Source organism: Aristophania vespae, assembly GCF_009906835.1.
GTDB classification, from domain to species: Bacteria; Pseudomonadota; Alphaproteobacteria; order Acetobacterales; family Acetobacteraceae; genus Aristophania; species Aristophania vespae.
Genome location: NZ_CP047652.1, coordinates 214,288 through 232,883, shown reverse-complemented (window position 1 = coordinate 232,883; position 18,596 = coordinate 214,288). Strand labels below are relative to the sequence as shown.

Sequence of the window (18,596 nt, the reverse complement as noted above, 5' to 3'; positions counted from 1 at the left end):
ACTTTTTTACAGCCCCTATCACGCTAAAGTGATAGGGGTTTTCTTTTTTAGAGATGGTTAATAGGAATGCGGATATAGCTCACGCCATTTTCTTCTGGCGCTGGTAAATTCCCACCTCTCATATTGACCTGCACTGACGGCATAATAAGAGTCGGCATTGAAAGTGTTTTGTCACGCGTACTCCGCATTTTGACAAAATCTTCTTCGCTTACGCCATCACGAACATGAATATTATTCTCTCTTTGTTCAGCAACGCTGGTCATCCAGAGATATTGATTACGCCCTGCGGGCAAATAATCATGGCAAAGAAATAAACGCGTTTCAGAGGGCAAAGTCAGTAATCTTTTAATGGAGCGATAAAGTTCACGGGCATCGCCTCCAGGAAAATCAGCTCGTGCTGTACCAAAATCTGGCATAAATATCGTATCGCCAACAAAAGCGGCATCGCCGATAATAAAAGCCATATCAGCCGGGGTATGGCCCGGTACATGCATCACTGTTACATCAAGCTGACCAATTTTAAATTGCTCACCATCAGTGAAAAGATGGTCAAACTGCGAGCCATCACGTGCAAAATCGGTATTTTCATTAAAGATTTTGCCAAAAACCTCTTGTACTTTGAGGATTTCTTTACCGATTGCTAATTTGCCACCCACTTGCTCTTGCAGCCAGGGTGCAGCCGAAAGATGGTCCGCATGTGCATGTGTCTCTAGCTGCCATTCAACTTTGAGGCCTTCTTTTTTGACATAGGCAACAATTTGCTCAGCAGAGGCAAAAGAAGTGCGGCCCGAAGCAGGGTCATAATCCAACACACTATCGATCACGGCAGCACAGCGCGTTTTGGGGCAGGACACAACGTGACTTGCTGTAAAAGTCGCCTCATCGAAAAAAGTACGAATTATGGGAGAAATTGCTGAGCCAGCCAGCACTCTCCTAATCTGCGCAGAAGCTTCCTTGAGGGCCAGGTCTTTGGTCATATCAGTCTCCCTATAACCAATATATTATTACACTATTTATTATAGGGAGATAGCAGAAAAAAGGGAGCTTAATCTATTTAATTTTTAAGATAAATGCCGCCCTAACAAGAGAGACAAACTCGTAGAAGCAGCACTTTTATTTAGGGTATAGAAATGGAAATGCTCCACCCCTTCAGAACGCAAAGTTTGGCATATCCGGTCTGCAATAGCAGCAGCAAGACGAGTCCGCACGGCAGGATATTCATCCACCCCTTCAAACAAATCACGTAACTCTTTTGGCACGGCTGCACCACATATTGTTGCAAACTTCCATGCCTGCTCAGCATTACTAATAGGTAAAATCCCAGGAATAACGGCTTTATCTACACCTATTTTTGATAATTTATCACGAAATTTTAAAAAGGCTTCAGGAGAGAAAAAAAACTGCGTTATGGCCTGATCAGCCCCAGCATCAAATTTACGTTTTAAATTATCAATATCTGCTTCTGAGCTAATGGCCTGCGGATGTGTTTCGGGATAAGCCGCAACAGAAATTTTAAAAGGGGCAAGTTTTTTTAAGCCCTTAACAAGCTCGCACGCAGACTTATAACCTTGAGGGTGCGGCTGAAAGGCGGTGGGTTTACCATTTACAGGTGGCGGATCACCCCTTAGGGCGAGAATATGCTTTATTCCTGCATCCCAATAAGCCTGCGCTACTTTATGCACTTCATCTTTAGAAGCCCCAACGCACGTTAAATGCCCGGCAAGTGGCACGCTGAGCTCACTTGCCATATCGCTTAGCGTTTCTAATGTCCGCTCCTGGGTAGAGCCTCCTGCTCCATAAGTCACAGACATAAAGCTTGGACTTAAAGAAGCAAGATTTCGAGCTGTTTCTAAGAGGGCCACATGGCCCTCTTTAGTTTTAGCTGGAAAAAATTCAAAAGAAATTTCGGGCCGATGCCCGGCGTTATGATAAGCAGGCATTTAACGTCAAATCCTTTATTCTCGCGGATATAAGGCTTTAGTACTTTCTGTTTTTGAAAGAAGTTGCCCAAGCCAAAGTTTCACCGTCAGTTCGCCCTCTAAGGCCAATGGCGGTGTTGTTTTTAAACCAGCCTGTTTGAACCATTCATCCATATGCTGGTCGCTAAACCCAAGAGAGGCATGCGCGTCACGCGTGCGTAAGTCCTCTCGATTATGTGTGGCAAAATCGACAACCAGAAGGCGTCCCCCCGGCGCAAGGAGTCGAGCTGCTTCTGCCAAAACTGAGGCCGGGTGCTGCGCGTAACGCAAAACCTGGTGCATAATGGCTAAATCAACCGCCTCATTAGCTAAAGGAAGCGCATAAAAATCGCCCTGGCGTAATTCTGCACGTGTACCAAGGCGCGTTTGCACATTTTCAAGTTTAGACCGTGCAAGGCGCAGCATGGATGGACTACGATCAAAACCTATAGCGCTTTCAGCTTGTGGGGCTAACAGCTCAAGCATCCGCCCTGTGCCAGTCCCGATATCAACAAGCTGACCCAAAGGAGCAGAGCCTACCAGGCTTAAAATAGCCGCTTCGACGTCACGTTCAGAAACATAAAGTGAGCGGATGGCATCCCACTCGGCAGCATGATCTTCAAACCAGTCCTGCGCCGCATCCACTCGCAAATTACGAATTGCCTGCAAACGCTGACGATCAGCCAAAATATCTCCCTTATCCTGTTCGGCAGGGGGATGCCATTGATCAAGAGCGGCAAAAATTGGCGCTAGAATCTCTTCTGAGCCGAGTGTCAAAAAGACCCAACTCCCCTCTTTGCGGCGGCATACAAGGCCAGACTCGACCAATATTCTCACATGACGTGAAACACGTGGCTGACTCTGCCCCAGAACCTGAGCAAGCTCGCCCACAGATAATTCCATCTCCCGGAGGAGCTGTAACATCCTTAGGCGCGTAGGCTCCGAAAGAGCTTGAAAGATGGTGATCGCTTGATCCATAAAAATCCTATATAACGACTTATTTATATGTGCAATAGCTATTGACACTTTTTGAAACTCCTGCCACTCACACTTACATGACGTGATGCATTGGAGAGATTCATCTCCGGTGCTCATGCAAAAAGTGGCAGTAACTTAAGCCTTCCCCTTTTCACGACAGTGATAAAAGGGTTTGTTTTTTGTTAACGAACTACTTTTACAACAGATAGGTAACCTTGGCTGGATGACCAGGAAGAAGAAAAGCAGAAGAATTGAGTTTTTGGCTCTCTAGATTTTTTTTCCTCCATTAATCCCGTCAATATGTCACGAGGCAAAGAATGACTGTACGCGTCGCCACATTGGGCTTTCCTCGCATTGGAGCCCGCCGAGAACTCAAAAAAGCTTTGGAGAGTTTTTGGGCAGGAACCAGTGCTGAATCTGAACTGCAACACATAGCGGCTCATCTCCGTAATGAAGCATGGGCCAAGCAGAAAGCTGAGGGAGCCGATATCCTCCCTTCTAATGATTTTTCTTTTTACGACCATGTGCTTGATACGAGCGCTATGGTTGGTGCCATTCCAAAAATTTATGGTCCTGTTGCCGATAAAATTGATCTGACAACATATTTTGCTATAGCACGCGGACGCCAAACAAACGGCGCTAGCAAAAGCTCTGAAGAAAGCTGCTCTTGCGGCCATGGTGATCATGGCAAAGGAATAGATGTTCCTGCCGCCGAAATGACAAAATGGTTTGACACGAACTACCATTTTCTCGTGCCAGAATTTACAAAAGATCAAACCTTTAAACTCACATCTACCAAAGTTCTTGATGAATACCGAGAAGCTCGGGCAAAAGGCTTTGAGACACGCCCGGTTTTATTGGGCCCTCTAAGCTTTTTGCTCCTTGGAAAATCACACGGTGAAACATTCGACCGTCTGGAGCTCCTTGGTAAAATTCTACCCGTTTATACCCAAGTTCTAAATGATCTCCATAAAGAAGGAGCTGATTGGGTTCAGATTGACGAGCCTGTTCTTGTTTTAGATCTCGACGAATCTGCCAAAACGGCCTTCCGTCAGGCATATCAAACACTCACAAGCAGCGTCCCATCCCTCAAATTGATGCTAACCACCTATTTTGGGGCTTTGGGCGATAATCTTGAAACAGCTCTCTCTCTCCCTGTACATGGACTTCACGTTGATCTTGTACGGGCGCCAGAACAGTTAGATGAGATTCTCGCTAAAGCACGGCCTGATTTACTGCTTTCTCTTGGTGTTATTGACGGACGCAACATCTGGAAAGCTGATTTAAACACGCTTCTTAAGAAATTAGAGCCTGTTGCTGCAAAGCGTGATCTTATTTTAGCCCCTTCCTGTTCGCTCCTTCATACACCTATTGATCTCGAACGCGAAACCGCCTTAGACCCGGATGTGAAATCCTGGCTTGCTTTTGCAGTGCAAAAAATTGCTGAATTAGCAACTCTGGCAAAGGCCCTTAACCAGGGAGCTGATAGTGTCCGCGATAAACTTGCGGAAAATGAATCAGCCATTAAAAGCCGCAAAAGTTCCAAAAAAATTCATAATCCCGCGGTAAAAGAGCGTATCGCTCAAAAAGACCCCAATTTGGCAAAGCGGAAATCACCTTTCCCTACTCGCCAGAAAGCCCAGGAAGAGACACTTCATTTACCTCTTTTCCCGACGACCACTATTGGTTCTTTCCCTCAGACGGCAGATGTCAGAAAAGCGCGTGCGCAACATGCTAAAGGTGAACTGAGCACGGCTGATTATAATGCTTTTCTTGAAAAGCAAACGTCCGATGCCATTTCTTGGCAAGAAGAGGTTGGGCTTGATGTGCTCGTTCATGGTGAGTTTGAGCGCAATGACATGGTGCAGTATTTTGGTGAAAAGCTATCGGGTTTTGTCTTCACCAAACATGCCTGGGTCCAATCTTACGGGTCACGCTATGTACGCCCTCCCATCATTTTTGGTGATGTAACACGCCCATCACCCATGACATTGGAATGGTGGCGTTTTGCACAGTCATGCACGAAAAAACCCGTAAAAGGAATGTTAACAGGCCCTGTTACCATCCTCAACTGGTCTTTTGTTCGTGATGATCAGCCTCGCTCCGTCACGTGCCGCCAAATTGCTTTTGCTATTCGCGATGAAGTACAAGATCTGGAAAAAGCAGGTTGCCAGGTCATTCAAATTGATGAAGCAGCATTACGCGAAGGTCTTCCCCTACGCCGTAAAGATTGGGAGCATTATCTCAATTGGGCTGTCGAAAGCTTCCGCGTTACATCAAGCGGTGTCGAAGATAAGACCCAGATTCACACTCATATGTGTTATTCTGAATTTAATGACATTATTGATGCCATTAGTGCCATGGATACCGATGTCATCTCTATTGAGACGGCACGTTCGAAAATGGAGCTTTTAGGAGCGTTTACACACCATCATTATCCATCAGAAATTGGTCCTGGGGTATATGACATCCATTCACCTCGTGTTCCAAGCATTGAAGAGATGGTTGATCTACTTAAAGAGGCCGAGAAAAAGGTTAACCGCCGGCAGCTTTGGGTTAATCCTGACTGCGGTTTGAAAACACGCCGTTGGGAAGAAGTGAAGCCAGCTATTGTTAATATGGTCGAAGCAGCCCACCGCTTGCGCGGTTAAAATAAAGCAACTGGCATTTTTCAAAAAGGCGGAAGAGAATAGTCTCTTCCGCCTTTTTATAATTAATTACACCAACTTCAAAATTTAGTTTGAAGACTGCACTTTACAAAAAACCTGGTTTTTTTCGCTTCCATCAGCACGTGAGAAAAAAGCCTGATCACCCTGGCTCCACCAAATATAACGATCAGCACTATATTTAGCGCCAGATGCGGCAATAACGTTGGAGAAAATAAGCGTCTTACCATCTATGGGCAATATGGCTAAAGATGACAGGTCAGCACTGATATAGGTGACACTCACATCCCCTCCCTCTGGAAGGGCATTAAGAAGAGTTTTCTGCTCCTCGCTCTGCTTTTTGGTATTAATGGTGCATTTATATTGTTCTGTTTGTTGTGAAACCACTTCACCTTTAGAAAAAGTTAGGCTCACCTGATTACTCGTCGCTGTGTTTTCTTTTGTCTCTTCAGCATGAGCAATCGTCACCGTTGCGGCAAAGAAACACGCAATTCCGCATAATTTCATGATAGGCTTTAAGGCAAACATGTCTCTCTCCCTTTCATATGACAGAACTTAATTATTCCACATATTTTCGTTTTTTATGTATAGCCCTAAATGCATTGCCATATCTTTCCAGGCATTTAATTTCTTTAAGTCATCGCAAACATCTGGTGTGCGCAAATTAAAGAAAATGAGACGAGGGTCATCAACGCAGGCATCACCGTAATTTGTAAACAGGATTTTAAAATCAAGCCCGGGATAACGCTGTGCTATCGCATTTGCTAAACGCTTGAAATCAGGCGCTACACTATGAAGTGGACGATGTGAGCCCTCATAATGTAAAGTTTCACGCCAGTCTCTTACAAATAAAACACGACTTTTACCGCGACAGATTTTGTCAATTTCTTGTAAAAGTGCGTTATATTCCTGCTTCATACGCTCATGTTGCGCACGAAAAATCTCAACAGAAGCTGACTCACCTTCTGCTAACTTAAGACAATTATGATAAATCAGAAGTGTATCACGGCACCGCAAAGCCTCGTGATAACCATAGAGACAGGTTGTCGAAAAGAGATCTCTGAAATTAGTCTCAAACAGTTTAATTAATGCATGGAACGGCGTAATGAAGCCGTCGAAAAAACGCGGCCCTACCTGGCCGAATGTTTCTTGAATAAGAGAGCTTGTTTTTTCATCTCCTCCAAGAGAAATAAGCACATCAAACGCGTTGTCCTGTGCAACTGCTGCTAAAGAGGGACGTCTGCGCGCAGCTTCCATTTCTTCGCGAAATAAAAATAATTGCTCATCAGTGCGCCATGGTGCTCGATAAAGCGGATCACGTTGAATTTCTTTATGAAGCCTTACATTCCTCAAAACAATTTCAGATGTGCCATGTGTTTCTGAAGGAAGGGTGGTTAATCCCCCCGTATATAAAAAACCTGACCACGCTCTGGGGTGTAATATTGAGCCAGCCCCCCATAACCTGCTCTTAAAAAACGGTGAGTATGCTCTACGTGCTCTTCTCCATATTTAAGAAAACGCACATCAAGATAGCCAACATATTCAAGGGCACGGGCATGATAACCAACACAAAAAGCCTGATGCATTGGCGCAATAAAGGGATCAGCAGCCGTACCAGATCCTGAGGAAACGTCATTATCAATTTCCAAAGTGATTTCTGGCATGTGATTAATATGGCCATAAGCTTCGACAGCTTTAATCCACTCTTCTTCCCAACCATAAACGCACGGATGGCAGTCATCTTCAAAAATAAGGATGACATCGCAATTTTTTTCTTCCTTCAGCCACCATAAGGCACGATTCCGGTTCCAGGCGATACCCCTATTTTCACCTGTAACATAAGGAATATTGAATCGTTCTAAATACGCAATCGTCCCATCCTGTGAGCCGTCATCAGCGACGATTAGTTCAAAAGGATGACGTGTAAGCATACGAATATTCTCAACGCATTGGCGCAGAATATCTTTGCGGTTATAGGTGATAACCCCAATACCTAATCTAATAGCCACGCTCTATCCCCGTATTGGCATTTCTTTATGACTCATATTCAAGTGCAATAGCACGTTCACTCAAATACGCTACCTGTTTTCATAAAGGACGTTTTTTGTGATTCACGATGTTTTTTGGGCGGACGAGTTTCACAAGCCATAAAATAAAGGCCTATAATAAAAGTAAGCTGAGATAATTCATCCAGCCGCCACCATAATACATAACCCTGACCGCCAGGATGGGCACGCCATAAATCATAAAGCAGAAACAAAATCCCAATTAGACGCAACGCTCTTAATTGCGGCCTTAAAGGATTCATATATCCTGGTCGCACTAAAGACGATAATTTCTGGCAGACTAAAAAGAAAACAAGACTCACCAGAAATCCGAAAATCGCTGAAGGAATAGATCCTAAGGGAAGGCCAAACAGGAGAGACGGAGCAACTGCACAGGCTGCCTGTAAAATAACCGATCCCAGCTCGAAGCTAAGCCCTAACCCCATTGGCGTGCTGTTTTCAGGAAGATGATTAGCAATAGGTTGAAACAAACCTTCGATTATTACATCATCTATACGCTTAATGATTTCCGAAAGCGTCACGCTGTTCCTCCATATTAACCTATTAACCGTACGTAGATTGTTGGTTGGGATAGTTTATCGTCTTTATTGCTCGCTTTTAACAATTTTCTCTACCCTAATTGCGGTGAGGTTTTATGTCTTTATCACTATCTCATGTATCACGCATGGCTTTACTGGCCGCATCTTTTCTTGCAACACCCGGTTTAGCCGCAAATGCACCCCAATTTACACCGACCATTTCCACATCTCAAAAAAGCACTAACCCGGTTACAAAAGCCACATTATCTAATGGGTTACGTGTCATTATCGTCGAAGATCGCCTGGCCCCTGTCGTGCAAACGATGGTCAATTATGAAGTTGGCTCAGTTAATGCACCAGCAAAATTTCCAGGAACGGCCCATGCATTAGAACATATGATGTTCAATGGTGCCGATAATTTAAGCCGCGACCAGTTAGCCACATTAAGCGCAAGACTGGGAAATAATGTTAATGCCGACACTACCTCTGATGTTACGCAATATTATTTTACGGCACCAGCCTCTGACCTTGAGCTTCTTCTTCGCATAGAAGCAGGCAGAATGACAGGCCTCACACTTTCAGACAAAGATTGGGCCCATGAAAAAGGGGCTATAGAGCAGGAAGTATCACGTGATCTTTCGAGCCCACTTTATCGTTATATGAGTCAGGTCAGATCCATACTCTATAAAGATACGCCTTATGAATATGATGCTCTGGGTACACGTCCTTCTTTTGATGCAACAAGTACGGCCCAGCTGAGAAATTTTTATCATGACTGGTACGCCCCTAATAATGCTATTTTAGTCATTGTAGGTGATGTTAACGGCCCCGAAACTTTAGAGCACGTAAAGAAAATATTTGGAGATCTTCCAGCACGCACTCTTCCCGCGCGCTCTTCAGTCAAACCTGGTCCTGTTCGTGCCCGTACTTTGTCACTACCTACTGATCTTCCTATCGGTTTGGTCACTATGGCCTGGCGGCTACCGGGACAACGCGATCCCAATTACGCGGCCATGACACTCTTAATTGATGCTTTAAGCAGTGATCGAGCAAATTTATTTGGCTTGGTACCAGACGGAAAAGCGCTTCAAACTGACTTTATTTATCAGCCAGAAGCCCTTGGTGGCATTGGAATTGCACTAGCGGGCTTCCCCAAAAATACAAATCCTACAGCGCTCAAAAAAGCGGTCGCTAAAATATTGGAAGATTACCGCAAGAATGGCATTCCTTCTGACCTGATTGAAGCGGCCCGCCAGCGCGAAATTGCAGCTTTAGAGTTTAATGCTAATAGTATTTCTGGCCTGTCTAATAGCTGGTCACAAGCTGTCGCTATCCAGCATCTTTCAAGCCCAGAAGATATGATTGCTTCTTTTCGATCTGTCACGAAAAAGCAAATTGATGACTTGGCTAAAGAATGGCTTGACCCCCAAAAAGCTATTTCAGCTATTTTGACCCCGAGTGATTCAGGTAAACCCACTGCTGATAAAGGGTTTGGTGGTGCAGAAAGCTTTACGACACCACCAAAAGATAAAGTTACCCTACCTGACTGGGCAGAACGGGCTTTGTCAAAATTGAGCCTCCCTCCTGCAGCCCCCCAACCAACAAGCTTTGTCCTTTCAAATGGCATAAGATTACTTGTTAAGCCTGAGCATGTAAGCCATACAGTCGAGCTTTATGGTACAATCCGCAGTACCCCTGCTTTACAGCAACCTAAGGATAAAGAAGGTCTCGCAAGTCTTACGGATTCCCTCTTTCTTTATGGCTCAACAAAACATGATCGTCTCGCCCTCTCACGTGCGCTTGACGATATTACAGCTGATGAATCAGCCGGAAGCAGCTTTAATCTCAGCACATTAACAAAGGACTTTAAAGCTGGCTTGGCATTATTGGCTGAAAATGAACTTCAGCCAGCTTTCCCCGAAAAGGCTTTTCTCATCACACGAGAACAGGCAGCTCAAGCACAAAAAGGCATATTGCAATCACCAGCCTATCATTATGGACGTGCTGTCAAAAAAGCACTGCTTCCGGCACAAGATCCAAGCTTACGTGAGGCAAAAGCTGAAAATATTCGTAAAATTACGCTTCAGGATGTTCGCAATTATTACCACAGTGCCTATCGTTCCGACTTAACAACAATTGTCGTGATTGGTGATATCGAACCTGAACAAGCACGCAAAGATATAGAAGACGCTTTCTCTTCCTGGCAGGCTAAGGGTGAAAAACCTAAACTTGATCTCCCCGCTATCCCTCTGAGTAAAAAATCAGAAGCTGTGGTGAGTGATCCCGGACGCTCGCAAGACCAGGTCAAGCTTGTTGAAACTCTAGGCATCAATGTCAAAAACCCTGACCGTCATGCCCTGGCTGTAGGGAATGAAATATTAGGTGATGGTTTTTCATCCCTCCTCATGCGTGATTTACGCGTGAGAACAGGTTATGTTTATGGTGTTGGGAGCGGTATCAATTATTCTCGCACACGTTCAAGTTTTGCAGTAAGTTTTGGGGCTGATCCAGCCAAGGTAAAAGCTGCCCAGGCTCTTGCTTTGAAAGATATAGAATCTTTGAGAGAAAAGCCCGTTTCAGAAGAAACACTTGATCTCGCCAAAGCCACTTTATTACGAAGCCAGCTTATGGGGCGTGCAAGCTTTAGCGATCTAGCAAGCACATGGCTCACGCTTATAGATTTGGATCTCCCCCTCGAAACCCCTGACCAATCAGCAAAAGCAATCTATGCCATGACCGCTGATCAGGTTCAAAAGGCTTTCAAGCACTGGATCCGTCCCGAAGATATGGCCCGCATTGTTTTTGGTCCTGCACCGAAATAGATCTAAAAAAGGGGGAGACCAGATTTGATGGTCCCCCCTTTATTACTCAGATTTATGGCGCATTACCGACCTTAAATCTTGCCTTCCTTAGTTACGAAATCCTACTTTAAAAAACCTTCTGACTGCATGACTTCAATAACTTTTTGAATGCGATGAACATAGAGATGTTCTTTTTGTGTGCGTTCCTGAGCTTTGCGCGCTGTTGCTAGACGCGCTTTGTCATCATTGAGATAAATGTCCAGCAATCTCTCAAAATCTCTTCGGTTTGAAAAAACAGGAATTTCATCTGCGCTATAATAGCGCCGCAACTCATATGTATCTTCATGAAAAAGCTGGAACGCTCCAGAAAGAGCGGCTTCAAAAGTCCGGGGCCCTGGCGTAGAGGGCACAATCATAAAGCGCTTATTCTCAAAATGGAGTGACCGTCCAAGATTAAGCACGATTTTAGAACGGCTATAAAGCTCAATGAGTTGTGACTTTTCAATACGGGCGTCAGAAAAACCAATTCCTAACTCGCCCCAACCTGGCCCAATAAAGCGGATATTGAGTTTTTGCAGAGCTGGCATCAACATACGCGCTATCTCTTTACGAGAGCTGAAAGCAACGCCACAAAATAAAATATCTATTGGTTTTTCCACTGCCTCATCAATGGGCATGTAATGCAGGTTTGGACACGCCGCTAAAGGCAGGTGATAAACTTTATCACGCTGATAGAAATTATGCCCCAGTGATCACAGGAAAAGAGCACATCAAAATCATTGGCAATCTGATAATGAGCATCTTGCTCATAAGGATCTTCGGTTGCCCAAAAAGCTGTCGCAGCACCAATTTTTCTGGCTTCACGCGAGACTTCACCAAAGTAAGTACTTTCTGGCAAATAAGAGCCTGTAGCAAAAACGAAACTGGGTTTTAAATAATTTATAGCCCAGGAGGCCGCAGAAATATTAACTGATGTCACATTTCCTTCGCCAAAAACGCCAACCAGACCATCCATAATGGTCTGTCTGACTTGAGCATTAGCCTGGCTCTCGTAACGACCACCACCGCATAATAGAACGTGCCCTTTTAAAGCCTTGCCCTTCTCCATCGTTTTCGTTCACTTCCCTTTAATTTACACAATGTTGGTCTGTTTAGCCGGCGATATTGCTCTCACTGTGGTCTATTCATTTACTAAGGACATAATAGATGCAAGTGCTTTTAAAAACTGCCCTGGATCTGTGTCCCTCTTTACTGCCTCTAAAGCATTCTCTCGCAACTTGGTCCATATATCCTGGTTATTATAAAGTTTTTCTATCGCCGCCGCGAAACCTCGAGGATCGGTTGCAGACGCACTCAGCAAAGCTTTTCCTTCTGACCAACCGACCTGCTCTCTTAACAAAGACGTTGCAACAATAGGTAAACCATATGAAGCAGCTTCATGGATTTTATAAGGCAAACCTCCGGCAAAACGCGTAGGCGCTATAAAAATACGATGCTGATCATAAATCGGTTCCAAATCCTCAACAGGGCCAAGAATATCTACCAAAGGATGATTTGCGATAGCATTTAAGTTAACAGAAGGAGCAATATAGCCGGCGATTCTTAACATCGTTTTAGCTGGGAGATTTTGAATAAGCGGCAAAACCTCATTGACGAACCAGACCATGCTATCGAAATTAGGCGACTGATCGTCATGAAACGCGCCTAAAAAGAGAATATCGCGTCTATCATGAAAGCGCCGCATTGTCGGACGTGGTGTCAAAGAATGCCCTAATATTGAGACATTACTATAGCCAGCCTGTTCTATAAGCGCCGCATCCTGCTTTGTTACAGCTACAATCTGCTGGCAATAGGAAGCACCACTCAGCTCTTCTTTTAACAAAACATCCAGAGACTTAGAAGAAGCATCACCGAGAATATCTTTCTGAAGTAATGTACGCGGTGCAGCAACAACCTCTGTATCCAAAACAGCCTTGCATCCAACAAGAAAACGGCTTGCTTCACTCAAAATAGGCAGAAGCTGATTAAGATTATGTGTCCGTGCAACCCATAAAATATCGTAATACCCTACGCGTTCTTCTAAAAATGAAGCCAGCGTAAACTTACTTTGATCTAAAGCAAGTTCCACATCATCAGGAAATTCTTTATAGAGAAAATAAGATTGCTCAGTCACAATCTGTACGGGAAAAACCGTGACATGATAGCCCAGTTTTACGAATGTACAAATAATCTCATTTGACCGCACATAACCCGAGCCTAGTGCCTTAACAGGCATACGATCTTCTATAAAAAGAACGTTTTTTCTATTTTTGCGGCGCGTCTCACGACCCAAAATTGCATTACGAATATGGGGTGGCTGCTGGTGGCGTAAAAAATCCTGATGAGTTTGGCTAAATAACTTGAGATGCTTTTGAATAAGTGCGTGAGACCCTGCGTGACCCGATGTGCCAAACTCTAAATGTTCCACAACAGAGAGAGGCTCGTAAATTATTTTTGCACCCGCCTTGGTCAAACGCACGCAAAAGTCAGTATCCTCAAAATAAGCGGGTTTATATTTAGGGTCATATCCCCCTAAACGCAGCGCCAAACCCGTGTGAACCATCAAAAATGCAGCCGAACCATAATCTACCTCACGAACATAATTCGCTTCCGGTATATTGGGATCATCCTCACGTCTATAACCATAAGTTGCCCCGTCTCGCCAAATAATCGAACCAGCCTCTTGCAAGCGCATATTTGACCGCACAAGCTTGGCGGTTACAGCTCCTGTAGTCGGTTCCTTAAATAGGCGCGTCAAAGCATGAGTGACAGCGCCAGGAAAAAGCCGAAGATCATTATTCAGAAAAAGAATGACAGGTGCTGTTACATATTGTAGGGCAGCATTACAGCCTTCAAGATAGCCAATATTAGTCTCAAAGCGTAACAACGTTACGCCATGCACCAATCTTTCTATAATACAGGTTTCATCTTTTGAGCCTGAATCGACTAAAATAACCTCTAAGTTACCTTGATAATTGGCCCTTAAAGACGCAAGAGTCTGCAAAGTAAGCGCGATTTGATTATGCACAACCATAATCACGCTAATTTCGGCCAAGCTGCCCAGCGTAAAATCTAAAGGCTTATGCGCCAGAAGTGGTATAAAACTATCAGCTTCCTGCCGAAAAAGACTACGTGACTGCTCTTCTGACATTTCAGGCACCAAAGCACCTGTTACACCCGCTTTTCCGATTCTTTCTGCAACAAAGCGGGCAAAGGGACTGTGAAATAAACCACTTTCACATTGAGCCCGAACCAACGGATTCAGGGAATAATGTTTAAGATCTATACCCTCTGAAGGCACGCGCCCTTCAAAAGCGCCAAATCTCACAAAATGCTCATAGCCATTTCTAAAAGCACCAGATTGTATCGCAGGTAATATGTCAGGTGATTGTGCGAGATAAAATTCTTCTGAGAAAAAGGGAGAAGGATCAAATTTCCCCGGAGTCTCGTTTGTTAAATAATGATGCAGTGCATTTAAATGCCGACCCTGGCTAATAGAATTTTTTACATGAGGATAAGTTTGCTGATACCAGTTAGGATCGAAATACCATGATACAGGATAAGATTCTGCTATATCAGGTGGTAAAACCAGCCATGATGCTAAAAGACCTTCTTCTCCAAACCATTCAGGATATTGTGCTTTTAAATTACGTGTTAAATGCAAGTCGAAAAAAGAACTTGCTGCAAGGCCAGCCTTTTCACCTACTTCCAAATAATGATCATAGCCATTCCAATAACCCTCACTACGAATTTGGGTTACAGTTAGCCAAAAATTTTTGCGCAGATAGTCTTCTTCATTAAAAAGCCAATGCGGTGCATGGGTCAAAAACCCTATTGAACAATAGTGCTCAAACCCACTAGCCCACTTACCAGCAATAAGATCTTTTTTAACATCCTGATGAACCTCTCTATACCAAAGCTCATCAAAATAACGGTTGGGAGAATGGCCTAAATAACAACCGATTTCTTTATAAAAGAGAGAGGAATCGTCATAACCCTTTTCTCTCATAAGGTCAGTTACATCAGGATAACGGAGGACATATAGGTCGGGCTCAAACTCCAGCCAACGCGGCCGACGAGTTTTTTGCAGATCCGTGAAAAGGCAAGCCCGTTTTGTCATGTCCTACCCGTGTCACAATTTTTGAAGCAATAACGACCTTAAACGCTCACTCTTCTTATCCGTCATAGCGCTGCGATCAACAGCTTCAACACGGCCTTCTTTAAAACTTACAACAAAGTCAGTTAATGCGAAACCATATGTTCCATCAACAACATTGATAAGCACGACATTCCACTGACCATTTTGCTTGTTAACTTGCCCCTTCCAAGGACGAAGCACTTCTTTAAAACCAGAGCAAAGTGGAGCTTCCCTATGAACAACCTGCACATCATCACGTGCAAATCGCTCCGTCGCAAAATAAGCAACTTCCTCTTTTTCTTCGTTAATAAAGCCAATATAAAGCTGACCCGAGCGTGTCATATCCTCAAGGAAGGCCCACCCTCTTACATTGAGAGCCCCTTTATTTTCCTCAAAGGCCAATTCAGTATCAAGCGGTTCAAAAGAATCTACAAAATAAGGAAGTCTTTGCTGCTCTTTCAAAAAGAGTTTTTCATCTGAGATATGTGACAGATGAATGCCTCTCAACAGGCCATCACTCAAAAGAACGCGCCTAAATGACTCTAAAATAAGGGCATTTGACGGAGTTGAGGTAAATATGTTTGCAATTTTACCTTCCTTGACCTCCATTCCAGGAGACAATAGCTGGAAAGCACCGCGATTATTAATGACATTAATCAGGCCAATGCGATAACGTCCTTCGCACCATTTTCCCCTTAATCCTGCCTGTGCCGAAAAACCAGAACGACGAGGCACACCACCAAATAGACGCGAAATATCAACACGAATTTCGCGCTTACATTCTATAAAGATGAGCGGCGCCTGCTCCTGCTCACCTATCAGCACAACGTACATTTGGCCAGCAGTGGTAATTTCGGGCAGGAACATCCAGCCACGAATATGGAACTCATCAGCAGATTTAAAAAGAGTTTCTACCCCGCTACCAAGGACATAGTGACATATATCATCAACGTAACATTCTGCACCCTGAATTGCGAACCAGTCCGTAATATGGGCCGGCAGGCAAATAGAAAGATCACGGTGGATCGGTGGATCAAAAATATGACGTGGGGGCGCCTGATGACGCCAGGAATCGTGAGGCAAGTAATGTAACTGCCCCATATCAAACTGTAATTCCGCCACTCCCATATCACGGTTAGGAGCAACAGTTTTGTAAAGATCTAAAAGCTGCTGCCCATATTCACCTTCGTGAGTCCATAAATCAGGTGTAATGGCCTTCATCATTCGCTCACGTAATCTCTCAGAAGAGCGCAGAATTTCAAGCCGTTCTAATACAATATCAGGGCGATTAATAGGGACTTTAAAGCCATTCACACCGTCACTAACGCGATCATGTAATGCCCCTACATCAGTTACAATAGGCACAAGCCCATTTTGCCATACTTCAGAGAGAGAAATACAATATGTTTCGGGCCAAATAGAGAGAATGAGCGCTACATCTGCCTGCTGAAGCAGTTCAGTATTGCCAACATTATAACGCCCATGCACTGTGACGTTAGAGCGGTCCATCCTATCTAGAACATCTTTATAGTCCTGATGAACGTACCCAAGAATATGGAAGTGAAAATGGCGTTCATGCGCAAGCTCTATCAGAGCTAAAACAGCATCAGCACCTTTTGTTCGCAAAAAATTCCCAATAATAGCCACATTTAAGGGGCGGCCTTTTAAAGGCGCATATTGCTTAGGAACAACTGGAACAGTTGTGTCTGGACTTGGAACACCATTAACAAGGCTGATTTTACTATCCAGAATTGGGTAAATTTTATGGAACAGATTTTTTGAATGGGCTGTACCGAAGATCATGCCATCAACGTGATGAAGCATACGATCAATAAAGGCACGCCGTGTCTGCTCTCCGCCATATTCCACACCCTCAGCAACCTTAAGGGTAACATCCATCGCTAAAACTGTCGTAAATTCGCTTTCATCATAGCGCATATCACGATTCAGCAAATTATACCGCGTTGAAACTAGCCAGAAATCATGTGCTGAAAAAAGTACACCTGCTCCATTTGCCTTGGCAATAAAGGGAAGAGATAAAGCATGGTGGCCCAAATGCTGAAAATGTACGATATCTATATTGTACTGACTGATAACACCTGAAAATAAAGTTTCCTCAGATGCATCGCAAAGAATGTCCTGCCAGTCTCTTTCAGCAATATCGTAACATTCCAACTCCTGGCCAGAAGCACTAAGTAAACGGCAAAAGCCTCCTCTACGAAGCCAGAAGAAAAATTCGACATCACGCCCTAAGAGTGAACAGAGCACTTGCTGATAAACTTCTACTCCACCCCACTCTTGTTCATGCAGTGTGGAATGTGTGCATAATAAAACACGCAAGCGACGGCGGCGCTCAATTTTTTCTACAGATTTTACAGGACGTTTGCCAAAATTCGCCTGCGTAATATCACGAATTTGCTCAAGACGATGCTCATAAAGATGCATTTGCAAAACAGACTTCTGCGCCGCTTGAGCGGCACGACGCCTTGCTGATTTATTGTTTAAAAGCTGGGCAATGGCTTCCACAATTTCATCTGCATTACGTGCAAGAGAAACCCCTTCAACAACATCGCAATATTCGCTTGCCATGCCGTCAGCCACTTCAACAACCTGAGCAGTACCAGCAAGTGCAAGCTCGAAAAAGCGCGGCCCAGGCGCAGTGGCTTGGCTGACAGTGCCATGACTCGCATAATTGCGAAACATGGTTAATGTGACTGTACTCGCATTAGCAAAATCTATGAATGACTCATGACTTGTGGGCCATTGTATAGACAGAGCGGCAATATCTTCTGGTAAAGGAGGAAGATATTCATTGCTTGGACAAACTAATTTAAGCCTTGCCTTAGGAAAGGCCGTGATCACACGACGTACGACATCAACACGGTTAGGCCACATCGTACCCGCAAAGAAGATGTCATAATCGCACTCATTCGCCGTGCGGACAGGACGTTCATGAAGCCATTTACTTGCGGCTAAGGGCAAATAATGCCCTTTCCCGAAATAAGCACTTACGCTCGAAGGATCATTTGTAAAAATATGGTCGAATAAAAGACCGTTTTCGACGTTGAATTCCTGCATAAAGGGATCTTCAAACGTCCATAAAATCATTGTTTTAAAAGCAGGACGCACGCGCCGCATCAACGCTAGGTTCAAACGTTGACCATCAATACATAATAATGTGTCATGCTCACCAGACGCCGCCAAAGCCGCTAAATTCATATTATCAGCAACGACAATATTTTCTTTGCCAAAAATGACTTCGGCTGCCCGACTTATCGCCAGAGTAAGATAAGAGTTAGAATTGTGCGTGTAATTCGTATTGTAAATAACAGCCATTCGTTTTTCTGAGCCTGGTGCTCATACTCCCCATCTTACTGCATTAATAATCTTAATTAGACAATTATATGTTCTAACCAAAATATTATTTATTAA

Annotated in this window: 11 protein-coding genes and 1 pseudogene; 2 read left to right on the top strand and 10 right to left on the bottom strand. The window is 44.1% G+C overall.

Going from position 1 to position 18,596, the window contains the following annotated elements; all coding sequences use genetic code 11:
* Nucleotides 1-47: 47 nt before the first annotated feature.
* The 3 genes from GT348_RS01090 to GT348_RS01080 all read right to left on the bottom strand — a co-directional run bounded on the left by GT348_RS01090 (nt 48) and on the right by GT348_RS01080 (nt 2,936).
* Entirely contained in the window at nt 48-977 is a 930-nt protein-coding gene (locus GT348_RS01090) for an MBL fold metallo-hydrolase (RefSeq protein WP_160618159.1), read from the bottom strand.
* 84 nt (nt 978-1,061) lie between these two features.
* Nucleotides 1,062-1,940, bottom strand: coding sequence for a methylenetetrahydrofolate reductase [NAD(P)H] (gene metF, locus GT348_RS01085; protein ID WP_160618158.1), 879 nt, complete (start codon nt 1,938-1,940; stop codon nt 1,062-1,064).
* A gap of 15 nt (nt 1,941-1,955) precedes the next feature.
* On the bottom strand, nt 1,956-2,936 hold the full coding sequence (locus tag GT348_RS01080) for an ArsR/SmtB family transcription factor (RefSeq protein WP_160618157.1): 981 nt from the start codon (nt 2,934-2,936) through the stop codon (nt 1,956-1,958).
* Nucleotides 2,937-3,253: 317 nt separating this feature from the next.
* Between GT348_RS01080 and metE the strand changes: the two genes are divergently transcribed.
* Nucleotides 3,254-5,587, top strand: a complete 2,334-nt coding sequence (metE, locus tag GT348_RS01075; RefSeq protein WP_160618156.1) for a 5-methyltetrahydropteroyltriglutamate--homocysteine S-methyltransferase — start codon at nt 3,254-3,256, stop codon at nt 5,585-5,587.
* 84 nt (nt 5,588-5,671) lie between these two features.
* On the opposite strand, the gene GT348_RS01070 is transcribed toward metE, so the two are convergent.
* Genes GT348_RS01070 through GT348_RS01055 form a run of 4 tightly spaced genes read right to left on the bottom strand, consistent with a single transcriptional unit; the run spans nt 5,672 to nt 8,189 of the window.
* Nucleotides 5,672-6,130, bottom strand: a complete 459-nt coding sequence (locus tag GT348_RS01070; RefSeq protein ID WP_236646530.1) for an MliC family protein — start codon at nt 6,128-6,130, stop codon at nt 5,672-5,674.
* Between the two features lie 27 nt (nt 6,131-6,157).
* Complete coding sequence (locus GT348_RS01065; RefSeq protein ID WP_160618155.1) at nt 6,158-6,955, bottom strand: hypothetical protein; 798 nt, start codon at nt 6,953-6,955, stop codon at nt 6,158-6,160.
* Nucleotides 6,956-6,996: 41 nt separating this feature from the next.
* On the bottom strand, nt 6,997-7,611 hold the full coding sequence (locus GT348_RS01060; protein WP_160618154.1) for a glycosyltransferase family 2 protein: 615 nt from the start codon (nt 7,609-7,611) through the stop codon (nt 6,997-6,999).
* 56 nt (nt 7,612-7,667) lie between these two features.
* Nucleotides 7,668-8,189 (bottom strand): hypothetical protein, encoded by a 522-nt coding sequence (locus GT348_RS01055; RefSeq protein ID WP_160618153.1) that lies wholly within the window; start codon nt 8,187-8,189, stop codon nt 7,668-7,670.
* A 113-nt stretch (nt 8,190-8,302) separates the two neighbouring features.
* On the opposite strand from GT348_RS01055, the gene GT348_RS01050 reads away from it, so the two are divergent.
* Nucleotides 8,303-11,008, top strand: coding sequence for a M16 family metallopeptidase (locus GT348_RS01050; protein ID WP_160618152.1), 2,706 nt, complete (start codon nt 8,303-8,305; stop codon nt 11,006-11,008).
* A 101-nt stretch (nt 11,009-11,109) separates the two neighbouring features.
* On the opposite strand, the pseudogene GT348_RS01045 reads toward GT348_RS01050, so the two are convergent.
* The 3 genes and pseudogenes from GT348_RS01045 to GT348_RS01035 form a co-directional block, all read right to left on the bottom strand.
* Nucleotides 11,110-12,095 (bottom strand): annotated as a pseudogene (locus GT348_RS01045) (CgeB family protein).
* A 72-nt stretch (nt 12,096-12,167) separates the two neighbouring features.
* Nucleotides 12,168-15,146: a glycosyltransferase gene (locus GT348_RS01040; RefSeq protein ID WP_160618151.1), complete on the bottom strand. Its 2,979-nt coding sequence runs from the start codon at nt 15,144-15,146 to the stop codon at nt 12,168-12,170.
* A 12-nt stretch (nt 15,147-15,158) separates the two neighbouring features.
* A complete protein-coding gene (locus GT348_RS01035) occupies nt 15,159-18,500 on the bottom strand; it encodes a glycosyltransferase (protein ID WP_160618150.1) in 3,342 nt (1,113 codons plus the stop codon).
* Between the last annotated feature and the right edge of the window lie 96 nt (nt 18,501-18,596).

Bases quoted from the DNA above. Each gene is read 5' to 3' on its own strand.
- GT348_RS01040 (WP_160618151.1), bottom strand. From the start codon at position 15,146: ATGACAAAACGGGCTTGCCTTTTCACGGATCTGCAAAAAACTCGTCGG.
- GT348_RS01035 (WP_160618150.1), bottom strand. From the start codon at position 18,500: ATGGCTGTTATTTACAATACGAATTACACGCACAATTCTAACTCTTAT.
- GT348_RS01050 (WP_160618152.1), top strand. From the start codon at position 8,303: ATGTCTTTATCACTATCTCATGTATCACGCATGGCTTTACTGGCCGCA.
- GT348_RS01070 (WP_236646530.1), bottom strand. From the start codon at position 6,130: ATGTTTGCCTTAAAGCCTATCATGAAATTATGCGGAATTGCGTGTTTC.
- GT348_RS01080 (WP_160618157.1), bottom strand. From the start codon at position 2,936: ATGGATCAAGCGATCACCATCTTTCAAGCTCTTTCGGAGCCTACGCGC.
- GT348_RS01090 (WP_160618159.1), bottom strand. From the start codon at position 977: ATGACCAAAGACCTGGCCCTCAAGGAAGCTTCTGCGCAGATTAGGAGA.
- metF (WP_160618158.1), bottom strand. From the start codon at position 1,940: ATGCCTGCTTATCATAACGCCGGGCATCGGCCCGAAATTTCTTTTGAA.
- metE (WP_160618156.1), top strand. From the start codon at position 3,254: ATGACTGTACGCGTCGCCACATTGGGCTTTCCTCGCATTGGAGCCCGC.